Source organism: Bordetella sp. N, assembly GCF_001433395.1.
Lineage (GTDB): Bacteria > Pseudomonadota > Gammaproteobacteria > Burkholderiales > Burkholderiaceae_B > Bordetella_C.
The window spans coordinates 3,323,729-3,345,432 of sequence record NZ_CP013111.1 but is presented as its reverse complement, the minus strand read 5'-3'; the positions used below and the strand labels follow the sequence as shown (position 1 = coordinate 3,345,432).

At 64.6% G+C, this 21,704-nt stretch carries 20 protein-coding genes; 8 read left to right on the top strand and 12 right to left on the bottom strand.

Features of this window, described 5'->3' with window-relative positions:
* Nucleotides 1-156 precede the first annotated feature (156 nt).
* From ASB57_RS14265 to fdxA, 8 genes are all read right to left on the bottom strand, one after another.
* On the bottom strand, nucleotides 157-1,371 hold the full coding sequence (locus ASB57_RS14265; RefSeq protein ID WP_057652825.1) for an ABC transporter substrate-binding protein: 1,215 nt from the start codon (nucleotides 1,369-1,371) through the stop codon (nucleotides 157-159).
* A 56-nt stretch (nucleotides 1,372-1,427) separates the two neighbouring features.
* Complete coding sequence (locus ASB57_RS14260; RefSeq protein WP_057652824.1) at nucleotides 1,428-2,141, bottom strand: ABC transporter ATP-binding protein; 714 nt, start codon at nucleotides 2,139-2,141, stop codon at nucleotides 1,428-1,430.
* On the bottom strand, nucleotides 2,138-2,911 hold the full coding sequence (locus ASB57_RS14255; protein WP_057652823.1) for an ABC transporter ATP-binding protein: 774 nt from the start codon (nucleotides 2,909-2,911) through the stop codon (nucleotides 2,138-2,140). The genes ASB57_RS14260 and ASB57_RS14255 overlap by 4 nt, the downstream gene beginning before the upstream one ends.
* Before the next feature lie 311 nt (nucleotides 2,912-3,222).
* Nucleotides 3,223-3,858 (bottom strand): endonuclease III, encoded by a 636-nt coding sequence (gene nth / locus ASB57_RS14250; RefSeq protein ID WP_057652822.1) that lies wholly within the window; start codon nucleotides 3,856-3,858, stop codon nucleotides 3,223-3,225.
* A 10-nt stretch (nucleotides 3,859-3,868) separates the two neighbouring features.
* Entirely contained in the window at nucleotides 3,869-4,564 is a 696-nt protein-coding gene (gene rsxB / locus ASB57_RS14245; protein ID WP_057652821.1) for an electron transport complex subunit RsxB, read from the bottom strand.
* A 78-nt stretch (nucleotides 4,565-4,642) separates the two neighbouring features.
* A complete protein-coding gene (locus ASB57_RS14240) occupies nucleotides 4,643-5,875 on the bottom strand; it encodes a polyhydroxyalkanoate depolymerase (protein ID WP_057652820.1) in 1,233 nt (410 codons plus the stop codon).
* 237 nt (nucleotides 5,876-6,112) lie between these two features.
* On the bottom strand, nucleotides 6,113-7,087 hold the full coding sequence (locus tag ASB57_RS14235) for a ferredoxin--NADP reductase (protein ID WP_057652819.1): 975 nt from the start codon (nucleotides 7,085-7,087) through the stop codon (nucleotides 6,113-6,115).
* A 53-nt stretch (nucleotides 7,088-7,140) separates the two neighbouring features.
* Entirely contained in the window at nucleotides 7,141-7,464 is a 324-nt protein-coding gene (fdxA, locus tag ASB57_RS14230; protein ID WP_057652818.1) for a ferredoxin FdxA, read from the bottom strand.
* A gap of 355 nt (nucleotides 7,465-7,819) precedes the next feature.
* Between fdxA and pncB the strand changes: the two genes are divergently transcribed.
* Together pncB and ASB57_RS14220 are read left to right on the top strand one after the other, a co-directional pair.
* Nucleotides 7,820-9,007 carry a nicotinate phosphoribosyltransferase gene (pncB, locus tag ASB57_RS14225; protein WP_057652817.1) on the top strand — a complete coding sequence of 396 codons (1,188 nt, stop codon included), beginning with the start codon at nucleotides 7,820-7,822 and terminating at the stop codon, nucleotides 9,005-9,007.
* Between the two features lie 103 nt (nucleotides 9,008-9,110).
* Entirely contained in the window at nucleotides 9,111-9,464 is a 354-nt protein-coding gene (locus ASB57_RS14220; protein WP_057652816.1) for a RidA family protein, read from the top strand.
* Between the two features lie 188 nt (nucleotides 9,465-9,652).
* Here ASB57_RS14220 and ASB57_RS14215 read toward each other — a convergent pair whose 3' ends face one another.
* Both ASB57_RS14215 and ASB57_RS14210 read right to left on the bottom strand, forming a co-directional pair.
* Nucleotides 9,653-10,255 (bottom strand): flavodoxin family protein, encoded by a 603-nt coding sequence (locus ASB57_RS14215; RefSeq protein ID WP_057652815.1) that lies wholly within the window; start codon nucleotides 10,253-10,255, stop codon nucleotides 9,653-9,655.
* Between the two features lie 40 nt (nucleotides 10,256-10,295).
* Entirely contained in the window at nucleotides 10,296-11,153 is an 858-nt protein-coding gene (locus ASB57_RS14210; RefSeq protein WP_057652814.1) for a zinc-dependent peptidase, read from the bottom strand.
* A 266-nt stretch (nucleotides 11,154-11,419) separates the two neighbouring features.
* On the opposite strand from ASB57_RS14210, the gene ASB57_RS14205 reads away from it, so the two are divergent.
* The 6 genes from ASB57_RS14205 (at nucleotide 11,420) to ASB57_RS14180 (ending at nucleotide 19,031) form a co-directional block, all read left to right on the top strand.
* Entirely contained in the window at nucleotides 11,420-13,717 is a 2,298-nt protein-coding gene (locus tag ASB57_RS14205; RefSeq protein WP_057652813.1) for a bifunctional (p)ppGpp synthetase/guanosine-3',5'-bis(diphosphate) 3'-pyrophosphohydrolase, read from the top strand.
* 147 nt (nucleotides 13,718-13,864) lie between these two features.
* The gene (gene argE / locus ASB57_RS14200; RefSeq protein WP_369822871.1) at nucleotides 13,865-15,085 is read left to right on the top strand and encodes an acetylornithine deacetylase; all 1,221 of its coding nucleotides are present in this window, start codon (nucleotides 13,865-13,867) and stop codon (nucleotides 15,083-15,085) included.
* A 181-nt stretch (nucleotides 15,086-15,266) separates the two neighbouring features.
* Complete coding sequence (trpB, locus tag ASB57_RS14195) at nucleotides 15,267-16,466, top strand: tryptophan synthase subunit beta (protein WP_057652812.1); 1,200 nt, start codon at nucleotides 15,267-15,269, stop codon at nucleotides 16,464-16,466.
* 21 nt (nucleotides 16,467-16,487) lie between these two features.
* Nucleotides 16,488-17,345 carry a tryptophan synthase subunit alpha gene (trpA, locus tag ASB57_RS14190; protein WP_057652811.1) on the top strand — a complete coding sequence of 286 codons (858 nt, stop codon included), beginning with the start codon at nucleotides 16,488-16,490 and terminating at the stop codon, nucleotides 17,343-17,345.
* A 34-nt stretch (nucleotides 17,346-17,379) separates the two neighbouring features.
* Nucleotides 17,380-18,255, top strand: coding sequence for an acetyl-CoA carboxylase, carboxyltransferase subunit beta (accD, locus tag ASB57_RS14185; protein WP_057652810.1), 876 nt, complete (start codon nucleotides 17,380-17,382; stop codon nucleotides 18,253-18,255).
* A gap of 236 nt (nucleotides 18,256-18,491) precedes the next feature.
* Entirely contained in the window at nucleotides 18,492-19,031 is a 540-nt protein-coding gene (locus ASB57_RS14180; RefSeq protein WP_057652809.1) for an acyloxyacyl hydrolase, read from the top strand.
* A 216-nt stretch (nucleotides 19,032-19,247) separates the two neighbouring features.
* On the opposite strand, the gene ASB57_RS14175 is transcribed toward ASB57_RS14180, so the two are convergent.
* Both ASB57_RS14175 and ASB57_RS14170 read right to left on the bottom strand, forming a co-directional pair.
* Nucleotides 19,248-20,153, bottom strand: coding sequence for a hypothetical protein (locus tag ASB57_RS14175; protein WP_057652808.1), 906 nt, complete (start codon nucleotides 20,151-20,153; stop codon nucleotides 19,248-19,250).
* Nucleotides 20,153-21,232: a type IV toxin-antitoxin system AbiEi family antitoxin gene (locus tag ASB57_RS14170; RefSeq protein WP_057652807.1), complete on the bottom strand. Its 1,080-nt coding sequence runs from the start codon at nucleotides 21,230-21,232 to the stop codon at nucleotides 20,153-20,155. Before ASB57_RS14170 ends, ASB57_RS14175 begins: the two co-directional genes overlap by 1 nt.
* Nucleotides 21,233-21,704 lie beyond the last annotated feature (472 nt).

The window sequence follows — 21,704 nt, the reverse complement described above, 5'->3', positions numbered from 1 at the left end:
CGCGGAGCGCGGCCCCCGGGGGGGCGGCACTGGCGGACCGGCAAAGCCGGCTCCGCTGTGCCCCCGATGGGGCTCGCAGCTGTACGGGCGGGTGAGGCTAAACGAGCATAGAAGCGCCGCCGGGCCTCGTGGGCGCGGCGGCGCGCGGAGCGAAGATTACTTCTTGACCAGCTTGCAGGTCGATTCGGACAGCTTGGTGTAGACCTCGTCGCCCGGCAGGGTGGCGACCACCTTGTAGTAGTCCCAGCGGCCCTTCGATTCCTTCGGCGTCTTCACCTGCATCAGGAACATGTCGTGCACCATGCGGCCGTCCTCGCGGGTGTAGCCGTTCTTCACGTACATGTCGTTCAGCTTGTTCGACTTGAACCACTTCATGATGGTGTCGGCATCGTCGGTGCCGGTTTCCTTCACCGCCTTCAGGTAGTTCGACACCGCCGAATAGTCGCCCGCCTGCAGGCTGGACGGCTTGCGGTTGATCTTGCCTTCGAAACGCTTGGCCCAGGCCCGCGCGTCGTCCGACTGATCCCAATACCAGCTGTCGGTCAGATACATGTTCTGCGTGGCTTGCAGGCCCAGCGAGTCGATGTCGTTGATGAAGACCAGCAGGCCCGCCATCTTCATGGTCTGGGTGATGCCGAACTCATTGGCCGCCTTGATGGCGTTGATGGTGTCGCCGCCGGCATTGGCCAGACCCAGGATCTGGGCCTTGGACGACTGGGCTTGCAGCAGGAAGGACGAGAAGTCCGATGCGCCCAGCGGCGCGCGCACGGTGCCCTTGACCTCGCCGCCGGAAGCCTTCACCACGTTGGCGGTGTCGCGCTCCAGGGCATGGCCGAAGGCATAGTCCGCGGTCAGGAAGAACCAGCTCTTGCCGCCGTCCTTCACCACCGCCGAACCGGTCCCGCGCGCCAGCGCCACGGTGTCGTAGGCGTAGTGGACGGTGTAGGGCGAACATTGGGCGTTGGTCAGGTCGGACGCGCCTGCGCCGATGGCCAGGAACGGTTTCTTCTTTTCCGCCGCGACCTGGGCCATGGCCAGGCTGGTGGAGGAATTCGTGCCGCCGATCAGGACATCGACCTTCTGTTGGTCGAACCATTCGCGGGCGCGCGCCGACGCGATGTCGGCCTTGTTCTGGTGGTCGGCCGTGACCAGTTCGATCTTCTTGCCATTGATACTGCCGCCGGCATCCTCGATCGCCATCTTGATCGCTTCGATCCCGCCCTTGCCGTCGATGTCCGAATAGACACCGGACAGGTCGCTGACGAAACCGATGCGGATCACGTCATCGGAAATCCCGGCGGCCTGCGCGGGCAGGCTGATTGCGCCGATGCCGGCCAGGGCCAGTGCAGCCGTTAGGGTATGCAGCTTCATGTTGACTCCTCTCCCTCTTGTAAGGGGGTGCCGGTCGTGCCGGCGGGTGGCAGGTATCAGACGCCCAACAGTTCGTTGAGCGTTTCCTGTTTTTCGTTGAGTTGCGCGGCGTCGAAGTTTTCGATGATCTGGCCGTGTTCCATCACGTAGAAGCGGTCGGCCAGCGGGGCGGCGAAGCGGAAATTCTGCTCCACCATCACGATGGTATAGCCGCGTTGCTTCAATGCCGTGATCATGCGTCCCAGCGCTTGCACGATGACCGGCGCCAGGCCTTCCGAAATCTCATCCAGCAGCAGCAGGTTGGCGCCGGTGCGCAGGATGCGGGCCACCGCCAGCATCTGCTGTTCGCCGCCGGACAGGCGGGTGCCTGGCGAGTGGCGCCGTTCCTGCAGATTGGGGAACATCTCGTAGATCTCGGCCAGCGACATGCCGCCGCCCAGCGCGCCGCCCACGGGGGGCGGCAGCAGCAGGTTTTCCTCGCAGCTGAGGCTGGCGAAGATGCCGCGTTCTTCCGGGCAGTAACCCACGCCCAGATGCGCGATGCGGAACGTCGGCATGCCGGCCGATTCCGTGCCGTTGATGCGTACCGAGCCCTTGCGGGTGCCGGTCAGGCCCAGGATCGCGCGCAGGGTGGTGGTACGGCCGGCGCCGTTGCGGCCCAGCAGGGTCACCACTTCGCCTTGGCGCACATTCATGTTCACGCCGTGCAGGATGTGCGATTCCCCATACCAGGCGTGCAGGTCGGTGATTTCCAGCGCGGGCGCGGTCATGCGTGCGCTCCTTGCAGTTGTCCTTCGGTGCTGCCCATATAGGCTTCCATGACCGCCGGGTTGCGGGCGACTTCGGCGTAATTGCCTTCGGCCAGCACGGCGCCGCGCGCCAGTACCGTGATGCGGTCGGCAATGGAGGACACCACGTTCATATTGTGTTCGACCATGAGTACCGTCCGGCCCACGCTGACGCGCTTGATCAGGCGCGTGACGCGGTCCACGTCTTCGTGGCCCATGCCCTGCGTGGGTTCATCCAGCAGCATCAGTTCCGGCTCCATCGCCAAGGTGGTGGCGATTTCCAATGCGCGCTTGCGGCCGTAGGGCAGGTTGACAGTGGTCTCGTCAGCGAACTCGGTCAGGTCGACCTGTTCGAGCAGCGCGCGGGCCGGCTCATCGAGGGTGCGGAGTTTTTTCTCGCTGCGCCAGAAGTGGTATGACAGCCCCGTCTTCCGCTGCAGGCCGATACGCACGTTTTCCAAAACACTGAGGTGTGGAAATACCGCGGATATCTGGAACGAGCGGATGATGCCGCGGCGGGCGATCTGCGCCGGGCGTTCGCTGCTGATGTCCTGGCCATTGAAGAGAATCTTCCCGGCGCTGGGGGCCAGGAATTTCGTCAGCAAATTGAAGCACGTGGTCTTGCCGGCGCCGTTCGGGCCGATGAGGGCATGGATATGCCCGCGCCGGACCTGCAAATTCACGCCTTTTACGGCAACGAAGCCACGAAACTCCTTGGTCAGGCTTTGTGTCTCCAGGATGGTGTCGTCCATGTAGTAAGCACCAAATCTTTATTTGTTGCGGCGAGTATGCGGATGGGCGCAACAAAATTCTATGGGGGTTTTACATAGGTTAAGGACGGCTGAATCGGCGCCGATATGCTGCGGCGCGCCGGCCGGGAACGCGGCCAATCACGGCGTTACCCGCCGCATGCTGTTGCGGCGCAAGGCATGCGCAGTGGCGGGGGTCACATGATCAGGCGCCGCCTCGATGAAGCGGCGCCTGGCGTGCATACAAGATGCGCCGACGTTTATTGCTTATATGTATAACGGCGGGGCCCGGCGGGTTACACGCCGGTGGCGTGTCACGCTACTGTCTTCTGCTTGTATTCGCACAAGTCGGCAATCCCGCACTGCGGGCATTTCGGCGTGCGTGCCACACAGACGTAGCGGCCGTGCAGGATCAGCCAGTGGTGCGCGTCCAGCAGGAATTCCTTGGGCACGACCTTCATCAGCTTCAGTTCGACGGCCAGCACGTCCTTGCCGGGCGCCAGGTTGGTGCGATTGGACACGCGGAAGATATGCGTATCGACCGCCATCGCGACCTGGCGGAACGCCGTGTTCAACACCACGTTGGCGGTCTTGCGGCCGACGCCGGGCAAGGCTTCCAGGGCTTCGCGTGTCTCGGGCACCTGGCCGCCGTGCTGTTCAAGAATGATGCGCGCGGTCGCCACGGCGTTCTTCGCTTTGTTGCGATAGAGACCGATGGTCTTGATGTACTCAGCCACACCTTCTTCCCCCAGGTCCACCAACCCTTGCGGCGTGCCGTGATGGGGAAAGAATTTGCGCGTGGCGATGTTCACCGATTTGTCGGTGGCCTGCGCCGACAGCAGCACCGCGATCAGCAGCTGGAACGGCGTGGTGTATTCCAGTTCCGTTTCAGGCGTGGGATTGGCGGCTTGCAGGCGGGTAAAGATTTCGAGGCGTTTGGCGGGATTCATCGTCCGTCTCTTACGTGGGCTTGCCACCCGCGCGGCGGGCACGCGCGCGTTCCAGCGCGGCGGCGATGGCCGCGCGCTTGCGCGCATCCGCGTCGTCCGCGCTGGCGGTCACGGTTATGTCCGCCGCGGGCGCGTCGTCTTCGTTCTCGGCATCGTGCGTGAGGGGCGCGCCCAGCGTGCCGCGCGTCCGCACGGGATTGGCGCGGCCCGCATCGCGCGGCGGCGCTTCCAGTCGCGCCTGGCGTTGATCATGCCGCGCGCGCGCCGCATCCGCATCGGCCGGCGTCCACGCGCGGTCCGCCGGCACCATGGCGATGCAATCGACCGGACAGGGCGCCACGCAAAGATCGCAGCCTGTGCACAAGTCGTCCAGCACCGTGTGCATGCGCTTGTTGGCGCCGACGATGGCGTCGACCGGACAGGCGCTGATGCACAGCGTACAGCCTATGCAATGCTGTTCGTCGATCACGGCCAGCAGCAAAGGGCCATGTTCTCCGCAAGTGGTGTCCAGTGCGACGGGCGGCGTGCGCAGCAACTCGGCCAAGGCCTGGATGCCGGCGTCGCCGCCCGGTGGACATCGATTGATCGGCGCCGTGCCGTCGGCCATCGCCGCGGCATAGGGCCGACAGCCGTCGTAACCGCACTTGGTGCATTGCGTTTGCGGCAACAGCGCATCGATGCGATCGGCCAGGGATAAGTCGGACATAAAGGAAGGAAGCGCTTCAGTAAAAATGCAAAAGGGGCGCCAGGCCCCTTTTGCACCACACCGCGGGTACGCAGCGGATCAGGCGTGTTGCCGGATGAATTCGCCGATTTTAGGGCAGATCATCTGGCGCCAACGGCGGCCGGAGAAAATGCCGTAATGGCCGGCGCCCTCAGCGGTGTAATGCGCCTTGTTGGCGGCGGCAATGCCGCTGCACAGGTCCTGCGCGGCACGCGTCTGGCCCTGGCCCGAGATATCGTCCAGCTCGCCTTCGATGGTCAACAGCGCCGTCTTCTTGATGTCGGAAGGCTTGACCAGCTTGCCACCCACTTTCCACTTGCCGCGCGGCAATTGGAACTCCTGGAACACGATGCGGATGGTGTCCAGGTAGAACTCCGCGGACATGTCCAGCACGGCGTTGTATTCGTCGTAGAAGCGGCGGTGGGCTTCGGCGTCGTCGTCATCCCCGCGCAGCAGGTCCAGGTAGAAGTCATAGTGCGACTTCATGTGGCGGTCCGGATTCATCGCGACGAAGCCGGCATGCTGCAGGAAGCCCGGATACACCAGGCGGCCGGCGCCCGGATACCGGGGCGGCACGCGATGGATGACCTGGGTTTCGAACCAGGAATAGGGCTTGGTCATCGCCAGGTTGTTGACCTGGGTCGGGCTTTGGCGCGGATCGATGGGGCCGCCCATCATGATCATGCTGCGCGGCTGACAGGGATCGTCGGCACTGGCCATCAGCGAGATCGCCGCCAGCACCGGCACCGTCGGTTGGCACACCGAGATCACATGGGTGTCGGCGCCCAGGAAATGCAGGAAGTCCTGGACGTAATAAACATAGTCGTCCAGATGGAACGGACCCTCCGACATGGGCACCATGCGGGCGTCCGTCCAGTCGGTCACATACACGTCGTGATTCGGCAACAGGGCGCGCACCGTATCGCGCAGCAAGGTGGCGTGGTGTCCCGACATGGGGGCGACCAGCAGCACGGTCGGATCCTTTTTGCGCTTGGCCATGACACGGCCTTCGCGCTGGAAGTGGATCAGGCGACAGAAGGGCTTGTCCACCGCCACTTTCTCGATGATCTTGACCTTCTCGCCATCGACTTCCGTGGTGGGCAGGTCCCAGTGGGGCTTCTCGTATTCCTTGCCGATGCGATGCATCAGCTCGTAGCCCGCGGCCATCTGGCGCGAGACGGGCGTATAGGCCCAGGGACTATAGGGATTGGAGAAGAGCTGGGAGCTCGCCTCGGTGAAAGCGGCGAAGGGCGTCAGGAAGGCGCGCTGCAACTCATGCAATTCGTACAGCATAAGGAGGAAATCCTTTCGTTCTGGCCAGGTATCCGCTGCGGCGGTACGCCTGGATAAGGTGAGACGTCAGGTCATTTGGAGCCCTGACGCTCCATATATACGCCCGCATTATTGCGCCGCGGCACGAATATATAGCCAAATCCATGGCTCGTCAGTCCGCTAGGTGGCCGATTCTGTTGCTAAAACGGGAAATGCTGATCCGGACCCATTTACGACACCCTGCAGCCGGCCGTGAAATTACCAGTAATTTTCCACTGCCAGGTTGCCGGGGATGCCGCGCCGGCCCGGGGCGAACCCCATCTCCCCAAGCAGTTTACGTGCCGCCGACAGCATTTCGGGGTTGCCGCAGAGCATGACCCGGGCTTGCTTGGGGTCCAGGCGCTCGCCGGTGAGCTGTTCCAGGCGGCCGTCGGCGATCAGCGTGGTCAGGCGTTCGGCGGGCATGCCGGGCAGGGCCTCGCGCGTGGCGACGGCCAGATAGATCAATTTGCGCGGGTCGGCGCGGTGGATGGCGGCGAATTCCGGCAGGCTGGACCAGCCCTCGATTTCCTGGCGATAAGCCAGTTCTTCGGCATGCCGCACGCCATGGACGACGATAAGGCGGCGGAACGAGGTCCAGGTCGCCGGATCGCGCAGGATGGACAGATAGGCCGAAAGGCCGGTACCGGTGGCGATCAGCCACAGGTCGGGCTTGGTGTCGGCGCACGTGCCGGGGCAGCCCAGGGTCGCGCCGGCTGCCTGCTGTGTAGCGGCGCGCGCGGCGGCTGCCTGGGTGGCGTCCGCGGCTGGTGTCGCCTCCGCCGCGTCCGCGGCGGGCGCATCTGCCGCCACGGGCGCGGCCGGAACGAAGCGGTCTATGGTCAGGAAGCCATAGGGGTTCTTTTCGATGTACAGGCTGTCGCCCACGCGCAATTGCGCCAGGCGCGGGCTGAACTCGCCTTCGGGCACGACGATGGAGTAGAACTCCAGCTCATCTTCCAGGGGACCGGAAACCATGGAGTAGGCGCGCCACAAGGTGGGCGCGTCATCGGCCGGGGCGGAACTGGTGTCGGCGCCGGGTGCGCTGGCCGCGGGCAGACCCACGCGGGCGAACTGGCCGGCCTTGAAGGTGAACGCAGGATCCCGGGTCACCCGTAGCGAAAACAGCTTGCCGGGGACCCACTGGCGGACTTCGGTAACGGTTTGGCGCGTGTATTTGGATGCGTCGGTCATCAGGAATTCGGGCGGGAGTTCGGGCGGGAAGGCGACCCGCCCGCCCGTGACTTTTACTTTTCCAGGTACTGCAGCTTGTCCGGCTTGCCGTTCCATTCGTCGGCATCGGGCAGCGGCTTGGTGGCGCGGCTGATGCTTTGGAATTCCGGCGACAGTTCGGCGTTCAGCGCGATGAACTGCAGTTGATCCTGCGGAACGTCTTCTTCCGCATAGATCGCGTTGGCCGGGCATTCAGGAATGCACACCGCACAGTCGATGCACTCATCGGGATCGATGACCAGGAAGTTCGGGCCCGCGCGGAAACAATCGACGGGGCACACATCCACGCAGTCGGTGTACTTGCATTTGATACAGTTTTCGGTAACGACGTGGGTCATGCGGTGGAACTCCGGGTGTTTATTTATCCGCGAAAAGGGGGATTTTACCCGCACCCGGCAAAAAGCTCCTGGGATAACCCTGGCCGGGTCATAGACGCCCCCGGCGCGCCCCTGGGCGCTGTGCTATGGTTGCCCCCATTGCTAACGATCACTATTTCGATCGCGCCAACCAGAGACAAAAGCTCAAGACCTGATCCCTGTCGGGATACGGGAGCGCTACGCCGTTGCGGGCCTATATGAAGACATACATAGCAAGAACCTGGGCCCGAGCGGGGACACCGCGGAGCCGGGTCCCCCGGTCCGCCAGTGGCGCCCCCTGGGGGGCCGCGCTCCGCGCGGTACGGGGGGGTTCTATATGATTATTAGTTCTTTGCTCGATACTGATTTGTATAAGTTCAGCATGATGCAGGTGGTGCTGCATCACTTCCCTGCTGCTCAAGTCGAATATCAGTACAAGTGCCGCAACCCCGGTATCAACCTGCGGCCCTATATCGAAGAGATACGCGAGGAAATCCGCGGCCTGTGCGAATTGCGCTTCACCCGCGACGAGCTGGACTATCTGGGTAGCCTGCGCTTCATCAAGAGCGATTTCATCGATTTCCTCGAACTGTTCCATCTGCCCGAGCGCTGCATTCATGTGACCGAGGGCAAGCTGGATGGCGAGATCGACATCACGGTCAAGGGGCCGTGGCTGCACACCATCCTGTTCGAGATCCCCGTCCTGGCCATCGTCAACGAGGTGTATTTCCGCAATACCAAGCGGCACCCCGACCTGACCGAAGGCCGCGCGCGGCTGCAATCCAAGGTCAGCCTGGTGGTCGACGACCCCAGCATGGTCGATTTTCGCGTCGCCGAGTACGGCACGCGGCGGCGTTTCTCCAAGGCCTGGCACCAGGAAGTGGTGGCCACCATGAAGGCCTCCATGGGCAAGATCTTCGCCGGTACCAGCAACGTCGCCCTGGCGCGCCAACACAATGTGCTGCCCTTGGGCACCATGGGGCATGAATACCTGCAGGCTTGCCAGGCCCTGGGGCCGCGCTTGCGCGATTCGCAGGTATTCGCCCTGGAAGTCTGGGCCAAGGAATATCGCGGCGATCTGGGCATCGCGCTGTCCGACGTCTACGGCACCAATGCCTTCCTGCGCGATTTCGACATGTATTTCTGCAAGCTGTTCGACGGCGCGCGCCACGATTCGGGCGATCCCTTCGTCTGGGGCGAGCGCATGATCGAGCACTATCGGTCCAACCGGGTCGACCCGCGCACCAAGACCCTGGTGTTTTCCGACTCCCTGACCTTTCCCAAGGCCATCGAGCTGGCGCGTCGCTTCGCGGGGCGCTGCCGCGTGTCGTTCGGCATCGGCACCAACCTGACCAATGACCTGGGGCACCAGCCCCTGCAGATCGTCATGAAGATGGTTCGCTGCAATGGCCAACCGGTGGCCAAGGTGTCGGACGCGCCGGAAAAGACCATGTGCGACGATCCGGCCTATCTGGCCTACCTGCGCCAGGTGTTCGACCTGCCGCCCTTGCCGGCCGGGAAGTGAAGGGGGAAGGCCCCCCCGTTTTCCGGTCTCTGCTTTCCCGTCTTTGCTTTCTTTCGCCGGCCGATGGCGGCGATAATCGTCGGTTTCAACAGGAGGATCACCCATGAGCAGCATCAAACGCACCAATGTCGCCAAGCGTCTGTCGGATATGGCCGTCTACAACGGCGTCGCCTACCTGGCTGGTCAGGTGCCGGATGACGCCACCCTGGACATCACCGGCCAGACCGCCCAGGTCCTGGCGACGATCGACAAGCTGCTGGCCGAAGCCGGCAGCGACAAGTCGCGCATCCTGATGGCCCAGATCTTCATCACCAACATGAAGGAATTCGACGGCATGAACAAGGCGTGGGACGCCTGGGTTTCCGCCGGCAACGCGCCTCCGCGTGCCACGGTCGAAAGCCGCCTTGCCAATCCCGACTACAAGGTCGAGATCGTCGTCACCGCCGCCGTCGGCTAAGTCGTTTCGATGGCGCGTCGCGCGGGCCCGTCGCGGCCTGCGATGCGAGGATCAAGGCACCGTCAAGGCGGTGCCTTTGTCTTTGGGGGGGCTGGCCCGGGGAGCCTTCCGGTTGGGGGCTTCCAGCGAGGCGGGCCTGCGGCCTGGGCGGGCGTTCCGGGCTGCGGAGCCTGCCGCTGTCGGCTTGCCTAGCTGCCCATGAGCAGCAGTCCCGCCAATAATCCGCCCAGGTCCTTGCAGTCTTGCAGGATAGCGGGCGCCACGATTTTGGGGGCCAGAATCTGGCTCGGGGTCTGCGCGCCGTTGCGCGCGATGAGAGGCGCCGCGGCCTGGCGCAGCCGCCAGCCGGTGCAGATGCGTTCCGCCTGCCGGGCCGCACCGCTGCCATCGCTGCCGGCGCTGATCATCAGGCCGTAGGGGCGACCGCCGATCAAGCTGCCGCCGTCCGCATCCAGGGCGCCGTAGTAGCAGCGATCGAAGAATTCCTTCATGGCCCCGCTCAAGCTGCCGAGGTTTTCCGGCGCGCAGAATAGATAAGCATCGCTTTCCAGCAAATCGTCGATCCGGACATCGTCCGCCTGCATCAGGCTGACCCGCAGCACGTTGTCGCCCGCCGCGCCGGTGGCCGCGCTGGATCCAGGCTTGGTCCCCGGCTGCGCAGGCTCGGCTGCCTGCTCATTCGCTGCCCAGGTGGCGACATCACGCGCGCCGTCGGCGGCGGCTTGCGCCATGGCCTGGGCCGCGCCAGTACGGCTATGCCAGACGATCAATAGAAGCGGGGCGTTGTTCATGGTCGGCACCTTGCTGCCTTGGTCGCCAGGTCTCTGGCGTTCATGGCGTCTGCCGCTGTTCGTACGCTTCCAGCCGCGCCAGGGGATCCTGGCGATAGTAGGCGCGCAGCAGGGCATACCAGTCGGGCATGGCGTCGGCCAAGGCCGCCGGATCCGCGAAAAAACTCTCCGAGCTGACCGCGAAGAATTCCGCCTCGTCGGTGGCCGCGTACGGGTCCAGGGGCAGTCGGCCGTACCATTCTTCGGCATCCGGCCCTTCCGGATCCACATCGGAGGGAATGGCCGCTTCGACCTCTTCCAGGGCCTGGGTGAATTTTTCCAGGCTGTCTTCCAGCACGCGCCGCCAGGCCCGGCCGTCGATGTCGCGCCGTCCCGCCAGGCTGGGAATGCCGTCGGCGGCGCCCGTCAGCAGGTCCAGCTTGTGGGCGAACTCATGGATGACGACGTTGTAGCCGCCCTCCGCCAGCCGCGCATCCTCCCAGGAAATCAGCACCGGGCCGCCGTCCCAGGCCTCGCCGGCCGCGTCTTCCTCGTATTCATGGACCACGCCGTCCTCGTCCTCGCGCTGCCGCGGGATCGAGAATCCGCCGGGATAGACGATGATCTCGTCCCAGCCTTCGTACAGTTCAGGGGGCAGCTCAAGAATGGGCAGGGCGGCCTGGGTGGCGATGCACAGGCGCATGAAATCGGTCAGTTCCAGACCGCCCGCGCCGTTCATGGTCTTGCTGGCCAGCACCCAGGCCGCGCGGTCGAGCAGGCTGGCCTGCTGCGCCTCCGTCAGCGGATACAGGAAGGGAAACGCGTCCAGCACCTGTTCCCACAATTCCGCGGGAACGCGCGCCCGGACCTCGTCCACCTGCGCGGCACGGGCGCCGCGGCCCTTGAGCCATCGAAACATGATTCGTTGATCCTGGTTTATGTTCTTTTGGTGTAACGTCGCGCCGCCAGTGGCGAGCGGTCCGCGCCCGTGCCGCGCCACGTCCCTGACAGCCTGCGGCCAGGCCCGCCAGGGCAGCAGGGGGGCTGCCCAGACGCCCGCCGGCGCGGCACATGCCGACAAGTGCATGACCTGACGCAAAGCGTGATGGTCCGTCCCGCCGAAAGCGCCATCTGCTTAGTGTAGAGTGTCAAACTCTTAACCGGTTCCCGTTGTCCCCGCCGTCGATGTCCGCGCCTTCCGCTCCTGAATCCCCGCAGCCCGCCGGCGCCACCGATTCCGGCGTCGGCCTCGATGCCGCCTGGCTCGACGCCGCCGCGGCAGGCCTGGACGCGGCCGGGCGCGCGCAGCTGGAACGCGCGGCCCGTTCGGTCGCCGATCGCTTCGCCGGCCAGCAATCCATCACCGGCGAACCCCTGGACGTCCATGCCGCGGGTGTCGCCCGCGTGCTGGCCAGCCTGCATACGGACGCCGCCACCCGCGTCGCGGCCGTGCTGGCCGCCTTGCCCGCCGATCTTCAGACACCCCCGCAAAACCTGCGCATCGATCCCGTCGCGGCGGAATTCGGCGACGATGTGGCGCGCCTGGTGCAGGGCGCGCACGCGCTGCTGCGCCTGGGCGTGATGGCCCGCCACGCTAGCGACAGCGCCGCCGACACCGGCACGCAAAAGGAAATGCAGCGCAAGATGCTGCTGGCCATGGCCGCCGACCTGCGCATCGTGCTGATGCGGCTGGCTTCGCGGCTGCAGAGCCTGCGCTGGCACGCGGCGACCAAGGTCCCCTGCGACCCACGCCTGGCGCGCGAGACCCTGGACCTGTACGCGCCGCTGGCCAATCGCCTGGGTATCTGGCAGATCAAATGGGAGATGGAAGACCTGGCCTTCCGCTTCACCGATCCAGACCGCTACAAGCAGATCGCCAAGCTGCTGGAAGAAAAGCGCATCGAACGCGAAGCCTTCATCCGCGGCGCCGTGGCGCGCATGGAAGAGGCGCTGGAGAAAGCGGGCATCGTCGCGGAAGTGAGCGGCCGGCCCAAGCATATCTACAGCATCTGGAACAAGATGCGAGTCAAGAAGCTGGACTTCTCGCACCTGTACGACTTGCGCGCCCTGCGTGTCATCGTCGGCGACGTGCGCGACTGCTATGCCGCGCTGGCCCTGGTGCACGCCATGTGGACGCCGGTGGGGCAGGAATTCGACGACTACATCTCGCGCCCCAAGCCGAACGGCTATCGCTCCCTGCACACGGTGGTGGCGGATGCGGACGGCAAGCCCTTCGAAGTGCAGATCCGCACGCGCGAAATGCATCAGTTCGCCGAATACGGGATGGCCGCGCACTGGCGCTACAAGGAAGCCGGCGCGCGCGGCGGCCAGGTGTCTGCGTCCAGCGATTACGACCGTCAACTGGCGTGGATGCGCCAACTGCTGGCCTGGAATTCCGACGTGGAAACGGTGGAAGAGACCGCCGTCGCGCCCGCCACGCCCGCCGCGGCCACTGCGCGCAAGGCGGCCAAGCGTACCGACGCCGACAGCGGCGAGCACATCTATGTGCTGACCCCCCAGGCGCGGGTGATCGAACTGCCGGCCGGTTCGACGGCGGTGGACTTTGCCTATCACCTGCATACCGACCTGGGCCACCGCTGCCGTGGCGCGCGGGTCGACGGGCAACTGGTGCCCTTGCAGACGCAGTTGGCCACCGGCCAGACCGTGGAAATCGTGGCCGCCAAGGCAGGCGGCCCCTCGCGCGACTGGCTCAATCCCCAACTGGGTTTCCTGGCCAGCCCGCGCGCGCGGTCCAAGGTGCGCGCCTGGTTCAATGCCATCGAGCTGCAGCAGCGCATCACCCAGGGCCAGGCCCTGGTGGAAAAGGAACTGCAAAGGCTGGGCAAGACGGCCGTCAATCTGGAGCAGCTGGCGCAGCAACTGGGGTTCGCCCGCGCGGACGATCTGTACCTGGCGGCCGCCAAGGACGAATTCAGCCTGCGCCAGATCGACACCGTCTTCCAGCAGCCCGGGACAGGGGAGCCGCAGGAACCGCAGGTCGTCACGCACGCCAGCCGGGCGGAAAGCACGGAAAAGAGCGGCAAGAGCGGCGTGCTGGTGGTCGGGGTGGGTTCGCTGATGACCCAGCTGGCGCGCTGCTGCCGGCCGGCGCCGCCGGACACCATCTCGGGCTTCGTCACACGCGGCCGGGGCGTGTCCATCCATCGCACCGATTGCCACAGCTATGCCGCCCTGGCCAGCCGCGAGCCGGAACGGGTCATCGAAGTCACCTGGGGCAAGACCGGCGGGACCCTGTACCCGGTCGACGTCAGCATCCGGGCGCATGACCGGTCCGGCCTGTTGCGCGACCTGTCCGAAGTGTTCGCCCGCCTGCGGCTGAACGTCATCGGCGTCAATACGCAAAGCCGCAGCTCGCTGGCGCATATGGTTTTCACCGTCGAAGTGCCGGATGGCGAAGCCCTCAGTCGCGCGCTGGTGGCGCTGACCGAAGTCACCGGCGTGACCAGCGCGGGCCGCAAATAGCCGGCCGCTGACGGCCCGGATGCCGGAAGCCCGGGCGCCGGCAGCCCGTATGCGGGCAACCCGGACGCCAGGCAAGGTTATATGCGGTGAATGGACGGCCTTGCCCCGGCCGCCCTAAACTGGCTGTTTCGCCTACGCAGGGTCAGTCTGGCCATGGAAACCTCGAACATCGTGTCCGCAACGGACACTAGCAAGCCGTCCATCCAGGACGCCGATACGCAGACCCGCGCCTGGCTGGAACAGCTGGTCGCCTTCGACACGACCAGCCGCAACTCCAACCTGGCCCTCATCGAAACCGTGCGCGATTCGCTCCGGCGGCAAGGTGTCGACGCCGTGCTGGTGCATAACGCCGAGCGCAACAAGGCCAATCTGTTCGCCACCTTGCCTGCCCAGGACGGCGGCACCCAGGGCGGCATCGTGCTGTCCGGCCACACTGACGTGGTGCCCGTGGATGGGCAGAACTGGTCCTCCGACCCCTTCGCGCTGCAGGAGCGGGAAGGGCGGCTGTACGGTCGCGGCGCCTGCGACATGAAGGGCTATATCGCCGCGTCGCTGGCCCTGGTGCCGGAATTCCTGGCCATGCCCCGCAAGAAACCGCTGCATCTGGCGTTTTCCTATGACGAGGAAGTCGGCTGCGCCGGTGCGCCGTCCCTGCTGGCGGACTTGCGCGAGCGCGGCGTCCAGCCGGAAGGCTGCGTGGTGGGCGAGCCGACCGGCATGCAGGTGGTCGTGGCGCACAAAGGCATCAACGTCTTCCGTTGCCGGGTCCACGGCAAGGCCGCGCATTCGTCGCTGACGCCGCAGGGCTGCAATGCCATCGAACACGCCGCGCGCCTGATCTGCCACATCCGCGACCTGGCCGACGCCTATCGCGCCAAGGGCCCCTACGACCAGTTCTTCGACGTGCCGTTCTCCACCCTGACCACCAATCAGATCCAGGGCGGCATCGCGGTCAACACCATTCCCGACGCGTGTGAGTTCAGCTACGAATTCCGCAATCTGCCCGGCATGTCGCCCCAGGACATCCAGGCGGACATCCAGCGCTATGTCAGTGACCAGTTGCTGCCGCGCATGCGCGCGGAATTCCCGCAAGCGCGGGTGGAAATCGAAACCGGCCCCGCCGCGCCCGGCCTGGAGGTCTCGGAGCAGGCCGCCATCACCGAGCTGGTCCGTGCGCTGACCCGCGACACGGCGACGCGCAAAGTGGCCTATGCCACCGAAGCCGGCCTGTTCCAGGGGATAGGCATTCCCACCGTCGTATGCGGTCCGGGCCACATCGTGCAGGCCCACAAACCCGACGAATACGTGGCGCTGGACCAGCTGGCGGCTTGTGTCGGCTTCCTCCGGCGGGTGGGGCAGTCCCTGTAATCAGCCTTCGGGACTGCCCGGCCACGCGGCCGGGGCAAGGCCCGGTGGCAGCCGGCAACCGGCAAACGGCGCTGCTCGGGTAAAATAGCCGGTTGCTAAGTCGGTGGCACTGCCCGATCCAGGGTGGGCCGCCAAGCTGGCGATGCGGCCATAGGCGTCGCATCGTGGCGGGAGAAGCCTGGTGAAACCTTACGATCTTCCCGATGCCCAAGGGCATTTCGGACCCTACGGTGGTGTGTTCGTCGCGGAAACGCTGATGCACGCCCTGGATGAATTGCGCGCGGCTTATGACCATTACCGCGCCGATCCCCTTTTCATGGAAGAGTTCGCCTACGAACTCAAGCACTTCGTGGGTCGCCCCACGCCGGTGTACCACGCTCGTCGCTGGTCGCAGGAACTGGGCGGCGCGCAGATCTGGTTCAAGCGTGAAGACCTGAACCATACCGGTGCGCACAAGGTCAACAACTGCATCGGCCAGGCGCTGCTGGCCCGCCGCATGGGCAAGCCGCGCGTGATCGCCGAAACCGGCGCCGGCCAGCACGGCGTGGCCACGGCCACCGTCGCGGCGCGCTACGGCATGGAGTGCGTGGTCTACATGGGTAGCGAGGACGTGCGCCGTCAGGCCTCCAACGTCTACCGCATGAAGCTGCTGGGCGCCACGGTGGTGCCGGTGAATTCGGGCTCGCGTACGCTCAAGGACGCGCTCAACGAAGCCATGCGCGACTGGGTCACCAACATCGCCAACACCTTCTACATCATCGGCACGGTGGCGGGGCCTGACCCCTATCCGCGCATGGTGCGCGACTTTCAGACGGTGATCGGCAACGAGTGCCTGACGCAGATGCCGCAAGAGACCGGCCAGCAGCCCGACTACGTGGTCGCGGCCGTCGGCGGCGGCTCCAATGCCATGGGCATCTTCCACCCCTACATCCCGCATGAAAACGTCCAGCTGATCGGCGTCGAAGCGGCTGGCGAGGGCATGGACAGCGGCCGCCACGCGGCGTCCATCGCCGCCGGGCAGGTTGGGGTGCTGCACGGCAACCGCACCTACGTGATGCAGGACGAGAACGGCCAGGTGCAGGAAACGCATTCGGTGTCGGCCGGCCTGGATTATCCTGGCGTCGGCCCGGAACACGCCTGGCTCAAGGACAGCGGCCGCGCCAGCTACGTCGGCGTCACCGACGACGAAGCGCTCAGCGCTTTCCACGATTGCTGCCGTATCGAGGGCATCATGCCCGCGCTGGAGTCCTCGCACGCGATCGCCCACGCGATCCGCCTGGCGCCGACCCTGCCCAAGGACAAGATCATTCTGGTCAATCTGTCGGGCCGCGGCGACAAGGACATGCACACCGTCGCCGAGCGCGCCGGCCTGCAGCTGTAATTCACGGGTGAGCTGAACAGCATGACCGTACAAAAAGATCGCATTGGCGCCGCCTTTGCCCGTACCAAGGCGGCCGGCCGTGCCGCCCTGATTCCCTACATCGCCGCCGGCGACCCGTCGCCGGCTTCCTGCGTCCCGCTGATGCACGCCCTGGTTGGCGCTGGCGCCGACGTCATCGAGCTGGGGGTGCCGTTTTCCGACCCCATGGCCGACGGCCCCGTCATCCAGCGCGCCACCGAGCGCGCCATCGCCCAGGGCATGAGCCTGCGCAAGGTGCTGGACGCCGTGGCCAGCTTCCGCCGCGAGAACGATGACACGCCCGTGGTGTTGATGGGTTATGCCAATCCCATCGAAGCCATGGGTCAGGTCGCCTTCGTCGAAGCGGCGGCCGCCGCCGGCGTCGACGGCGTTCTGGTGGTCGATTACCCGCCCGAAGAAGTGCGCCAGTTCGCCGATCTTCTGGGCGCCAAGGGCATGGCCCCCATCTTTCTGCTGGCGCCCACCAGCACCGAGGCCCGCATCGAGGCCGTCGGCAAGGTGGCGCGCGGTTACGCCTATTACGTCTCGCTCAAGGGCGTGACGGGCGCCGGCAACATCGACACCGATGACGTGGCGACCAAGCTGGCCGCCATCCGCCGCCATGTCCACATTCCCGTGGGCGTCGGTTTCGGCATTCGCGACGCCGACAGCGCCCAGCGCGTGGCGCGCGTCGCCGACGCCGTGGTGATCGGCAGCAAGCTGATCGAGACCATGGAAAAAGCCATCGAAGGCGTGCCCGCGGCCGGCCAGACCGATGCCGCCGCCACCGCCGCCGGCAACTGGCTGAGCAGCATCCGCCAGGCGCTGGACAACGTCAAACGGGACCCCGCGGTCGCCTGATCGGCCGCCTTCCCCCACCAGGATAAAAGTCACAATGAGCTGGATCGAAAAACTCCTGCCGCCGCGCATCAACAAGACCGCCGAACCCACCGCGCGGCGCGTGCCGGAAGGTCTCTGGGTCAAGTGCCCGTCCTGCGAATCGGTGCTCTATAACGAGGACCTCGCGGCCAATCTGCACGTCTGCCCGAAGTGCGACCACCATATGCGCATCGGCGCGCGCGCCCGCGTCGATTCCCTGCTGGACCTGGAAGGCCGGGTCGAATACGCCCAGTCCATCCGGTCGGTCGACTCCCTGAAGTTCAAGGACTCGCGCAAGTATCCGGAACGTCTGGCCGAAGCCGTCAAGCAGACCGGTGAAACGGATGCCATGGTCGTGGTCAGCGGCTCGATCAAGGGTGTGCCGGCCGTGCTGGCATGCTTCGAGTTCGAGTTCATGGGGGGCTCCATGGGCTCGGTGGTGGGCGAGCGCTTCGCGCGCGGCGCCCAGGCCGCCCTGGACCAGAAAACGCCTTTCATCTGCGTGGCCGCCTCGGGTGGCGCGCGCATGCAGGAAAGCCTGCTGTCCCTGATGCAGATGGCCAAGACCAATGCCATGCTGACGCGTCTGGCGGCTGAACAACTGCCCTTCATCAGCGTGCTGACGGATCCGACCATGGGCGGCGTGTCGGCCAGCTTTGCCTTCATGGGCGACGTCGTCATCGCCGAGCCCAAGGCCCTGATCGGTTTTGCCGGCCCGCGCGTGATCGAACAGACCGTGCGCGAGAAATTGCCGGAAGGCTTCCAGCGCGCGGAATTCCTGCTGCAGAAGGGCGCCATCGACATGGTGGTGGATCGCCGCCAACTGCGTGACGAGATCGCTCGTCTGCTGGCGCTGTTGACGCGGCAACCGGCTGAAGTGCTGACGGCCTGATCGCCATCTATGTGACTCGGGCGGCTGTGCCAGGCACGCTACGTGCTAAAGGCGCGCCGCGCGAGGAAGTCAAATGGATAATGCGCCGCGATTGGTGCGTATTTTCGAAAACACTATTTCGTGGCTTTCTCGCCCGCCTGGGTCAAGTACGCCTTGGTCTAATGGTCGTTGTAAGTTTTTTCTGATAATTTACAACGCGTGTTTACCTCGAAAAACAGCTAGTTGGAGTTCCCCCCATGCAGAGTGGTTATAAAAAGAGCTTGGTCGCAGGCGCGTTGACGGCCTTGGCGATGGCGTGTGCCGTTCCGGCCGCGCAGGCCCAGGACAAAGGCGGTATCAGTGTCCAAGGTGGCGTGGGCGACAAGTACAACCGTACCGCGATCAACTACGAAACCGCGCCCTTGTGGCAGATCAGTGGCAGCCTGGGCCGCCTTGACCTTACCGGTGAACTCGGCGCGGCTTACTGGTGGACGCATAGCGGTGGCGGCCATCCGTCGAATGCCTGGCAGTTGAATGCCATTCCGATGTTCCGTTGGTGGGTCAGCGACCGTTTCTTCTTCGAAGGCGGCGTCGGTGCCACGGTGTTCAACCACACCAAGTTTGCTGGCGAGACCATCAGCACGGCGTACCAGTTCGGCGATCACATCGGCCTGGGCTTCCAGTTCGACCAGCACAACCGTATCAGCCTGCGTTATTCGCACTTCTCGAACGCGAGCATCAAGCGCCCGAACCCGGGGCTGGATGTGACCCAGGTGACGTACACGTACCTGTTCTGATCGACCGCGCCGCCGGTTTGGCGGCATTGGTCAAGAAAAGCCCTGGCCATTGAACTGCACCCCAAAAGTTGGATGTAAATCCGACCTTTGGGGTGTTTTTCATTGCCATATTGCGATGGCCTTTCCATCGCAGCCGCTTCCGGTTTGCCAAGCCGTGCCAGTGCTCGCGCGACTTGCTCTTCCGATGCATAGTGCGTCGGCACGTTTTACGCACCCTTAAAGTTCTTTTTCGATCCGGGCGAGGAGTTGTTCGATCACGTCGCAGGCTAGCCGCTGCCGCAACGTCCTCGCCTCACGTTGCTCCGGCTCGTCGCCTTCGCCCAGCTCAAACTTGGCGACCGACACCGGACCGTCCTTGCGATAGCCTTCGGCTTTCTCGTCGCTTGCGAAGCGGCTGCGTAGGATCGCCAGCGAGGCCTCGACGACGGCTCCGTGCTTGCCGTTGCACTCTTTGTGGAAAGCCGCAGCCACGGCGTCCAGTCCTTCGGCTGCGTGTTCAATGCAATAGATCAGATCGTGCGCGTCCTTGCGTTCAAAGCGCTGATCGAACGCAAACGACTTCAGGCAGGTAAAGCTGACCAGGTTGGCATGCTTGATGTGTTCCGTCGCGATTCCGTTGCCACCGAGGAGTTCAGCCTGAATCTCGGTGACTTGGTGAAGGTCAAAAACGATGGACGAATACGGGATATTCAGTGCAGAGATCGTGCCTTCGGTCGGCAATGGCTGCACCTTGCCGCCAGCGATGTCCGGTGCATCCGCCAGCAGTTCCAGCACCATCAAGGCGCCATGTTCAGTGCGGGTCTGCCAACGCCAGGAAAGCTTTGTACCGGCGCTGTTCTCGGCCCGCTCGAATCCCATCTTCTTGAGGTTGTCTTCGAGTGTGTGATACGCCTCGGTATCCGCCAGGATTTGCAGGTCGATCACGATGTCCACGTCCAGAGTGCCCGCGTGCGCCGGCACTACCGGCGGTCGTGCGGCAACAAGATAGCGCGGCGTGAGCCCCCCGATCAGGTAAACCGACTCTTTCCACGGCCCGAGTCCGCGCAGCAGTGTCACAAGGACGCGTTCGCAGTCCACCGTGTACTGGTCGCTGTAGCCATCAAACGTCGCGGGCTTTGCCATCAGAAGCCAATCCTTTCCTTGCGTAAGTGCTCGGCCATTTCCTTGGCGCGGCCTTCACCGCGCAAGAGGTCGAGATAAACCTGGACTGGACTGGCCAGCCAAACACCCCCGACGTTTTGCCGGAACAGCAGTTCTCCCGCCGACTTCGTCTCGATGACCGCGAGGTTCGCTCCTTCATTGACGACGCGCGCACCCAGCTCCGCCATTGCCGCCTCGGTACTGGTGCTGGGTAGCAGTCGAACTCGCACCTGAGAGATGCTGGACAAGAAGGGGGTATAGCGCTGTGCAGCGGCTTCGTAGCTCACCGCGTAGGCGACTTGATGCGCATCGAGCATCTGGCCGAGCCGCTCGATCAGTGCATCAGATTTCAATCCGGGCACGAAGTACCGGCGCAGCACTGGCGCGCGTTGCGTGGCGAGCTGCTTCGCCCAAGCATCGAGCAACGCGCTGGGTTCTCGCAGATGCCGCTCCTTGCTCGGCCCCTGTCCTCGCGACACCAACCAGTCGAACCGCTCCAGCTCGCTTAGTACGTCCGAGGCCGTGGATGGAGCCACCTGCGCCCGTTCGGCCACTTCGGTAACACCAAACCATTCCTCGTGATTGACCAGGAGCGCATACAAAACCTGGGCACGCCGCCCGGAGAAGAGCGACCGCACCGACTTCTCCAAAGTCTTCGGAGGCGGCTTGTCGATGTAGACGTAGGCGCCAGGGGCCGGCAGGAAGAGGCTTCCGCCGCTGTCGAAGTAGCCGATGCGCTCGGCTCTGAGCAATTCCTTCGCCCCCGGTGAGAGCGACTCGGCGATCAACAGGTGCTGCACATCGACGTAGTGACCATGCTGCAGCGACTTCAACTGCCACAACGCCTGGCGCACATCTCGGGGATAGACGGACTTCTTTGCCTCAACCAGCAAGACAATCGACCTACCGGCGACGTGCAGATCAATCTTCGCGTCGACGCGACCAGCGGCTCGAACAGCAGGTTCTGACTGAGTCAACTCGGCATGCATGTCCGGCAACTCCCGGAGTGAATCTAAGAGCTGCTCGATCAGAGCGTGTTCCACGAAGGTCGATTTGGTCATGACTGCCGTTATTTCCTGCCCAGCGAATAACGGAACTATACCGAATATTCGACATAGATGCCATATTCTCTGTACAGCGAATTTTCTCCAGGTTAGCTCGACGTTTGACGGTCGTCCCGGCGTTTCGCCGTCGGGCTCGTGGGCTACGCCCCGTGCCTCGTGCCGAGCCATGGCCATGCGGCTTTGATCCCTGTCGCCTCCGGCCCTGTGGGCCTGCGCACGGGTCGGCTGGCCCATGTACGGCGCACGGTGTTCACCCAGGTGTTCAACGTGTCGATCGATGACAAGCAGACCTTCCGTCCTTGTTGAGCCTGGCGTGATTGACCCGTTGCAGTCGATGATGGCGCCGGCAGCGAGCTGATCGCGCCGCGCGGACTTCGGTGCGTCGTCCCTGCTGGGGCGGCGCACTTTTTTTGCTGCGCCCGGCGCGGGTTCTTCTGCGCCTGCGGCTCTACCCGTTACGAGCGGCTAC

Excerpts from the sequence above, each read along its gene's own strand:
- ASB57_RS14265 (WP_057652825.1), bottom strand. The coding sequence starts at position 1,371 with ATGAAGCTGCATACCCTAACGGCTGCACTGGCCCTGGCCGGCATCGGC.
- ASB57_RS14260 (WP_057652824.1), bottom strand. The coding sequence starts at position 2,141 with ATGACCGCGCCCGCGCTGGAAATCACCGACCTGCACGCCTGGTATGGG.
- ASB57_RS14255 (WP_057652823.1), bottom strand. The coding sequence starts at position 2,911 with ATGGACGACACCATCCTGGAGACACAAAGCCTGACCAAGGAGTTTCGT.
- nth (WP_057652822.1), bottom strand. The coding sequence starts at position 3,858 with ATGAATCCCGCCAAACGCCTCGAAATCTTTACCCGCCTGCAAGCCGCC.
- rsxB (WP_057652821.1), bottom strand. The coding sequence starts at position 4,564 with ATGTCCGACTTATCCCTGGCCGATCGCATCGATGCGCTGTTGCCGCAA.
- ASB57_RS14240 (WP_057652820.1), bottom strand. The coding sequence starts at position 5,875 with ATGCTGTACGAATTGCATGAGTTGCAGCGCGCCTTCCTGACGCCCTTC.
- ASB57_RS14235 (WP_057652819.1), bottom strand. The coding sequence starts at position 7,087 with ATGACCGACGCATCCAAATACACGCGCCAAACCGTTACCGAAGTCCGC.
- fdxA (WP_057652818.1), bottom strand. The coding sequence starts at position 7,464 with ATGACCCACGTCGTTACCGAAAACTGTATCAAATGCAAGTACACCGAC.
- pncB (WP_057652817.1), top strand. The coding sequence starts at position 7,820 with ATGATTATTAGTTCTTTGCTCGATACTGATTTGTATAAGTTCAGCATG.
- ASB57_RS14220 (WP_057652816.1), top strand. The coding sequence starts at position 9,111 with ATGAGCAGCATCAAACGCACCAATGTCGCCAAGCGTCTGTCGGATATG.
- ASB57_RS14215 (WP_057652815.1), bottom strand. The coding sequence starts at position 10,255 with ATGAACAACGCCCCGCTTCTATTGATCGTCTGGCATAGCCGTACTGGC.
- ASB57_RS14210 (WP_057652814.1), bottom strand. The coding sequence starts at position 11,153 with ATGTTTCGATGGCTCAAGGGCCGCGGCGCCCGTGCCGCGCAGGTGGAC.
- ASB57_RS14205 (WP_057652813.1), top strand. The coding sequence starts at position 11,420 with ATGTCCGCGCCTTCCGCTCCTGAATCCCCGCAGCCCGCCGGCGCCACC.
- trpA (WP_057652811.1), top strand. The coding sequence starts at position 16,488 with ATGACCGTACAAAAAGATCGCATTGGCGCCGCCTTTGCCCGTACCAAG.
- accD (WP_057652810.1), top strand. The coding sequence starts at position 17,380 with ATGAGCTGGATCGAAAAACTCCTGCCGCCGCGCATCAACAAGACCGCC.
- ASB57_RS14180 (WP_057652809.1), top strand. The coding sequence starts at position 18,492 with ATGCAGAGTGGTTATAAAAAGAGCTTGGTCGCAGGCGCGTTGACGGCC.
- ASB57_RS14175 (WP_057652808.1), bottom strand. The coding sequence starts at position 20,153 with ATGGCAAAGCCCGCGACGTTTGATGGCTACAGCGACCAGTACACGGTG.
- ASB57_RS14170 (WP_057652807.1), bottom strand. The coding sequence starts at position 21,232 with ATGACCAAATCGACCTTCGTGGAACACGCTCTGATCGAGCAGCTCTTA.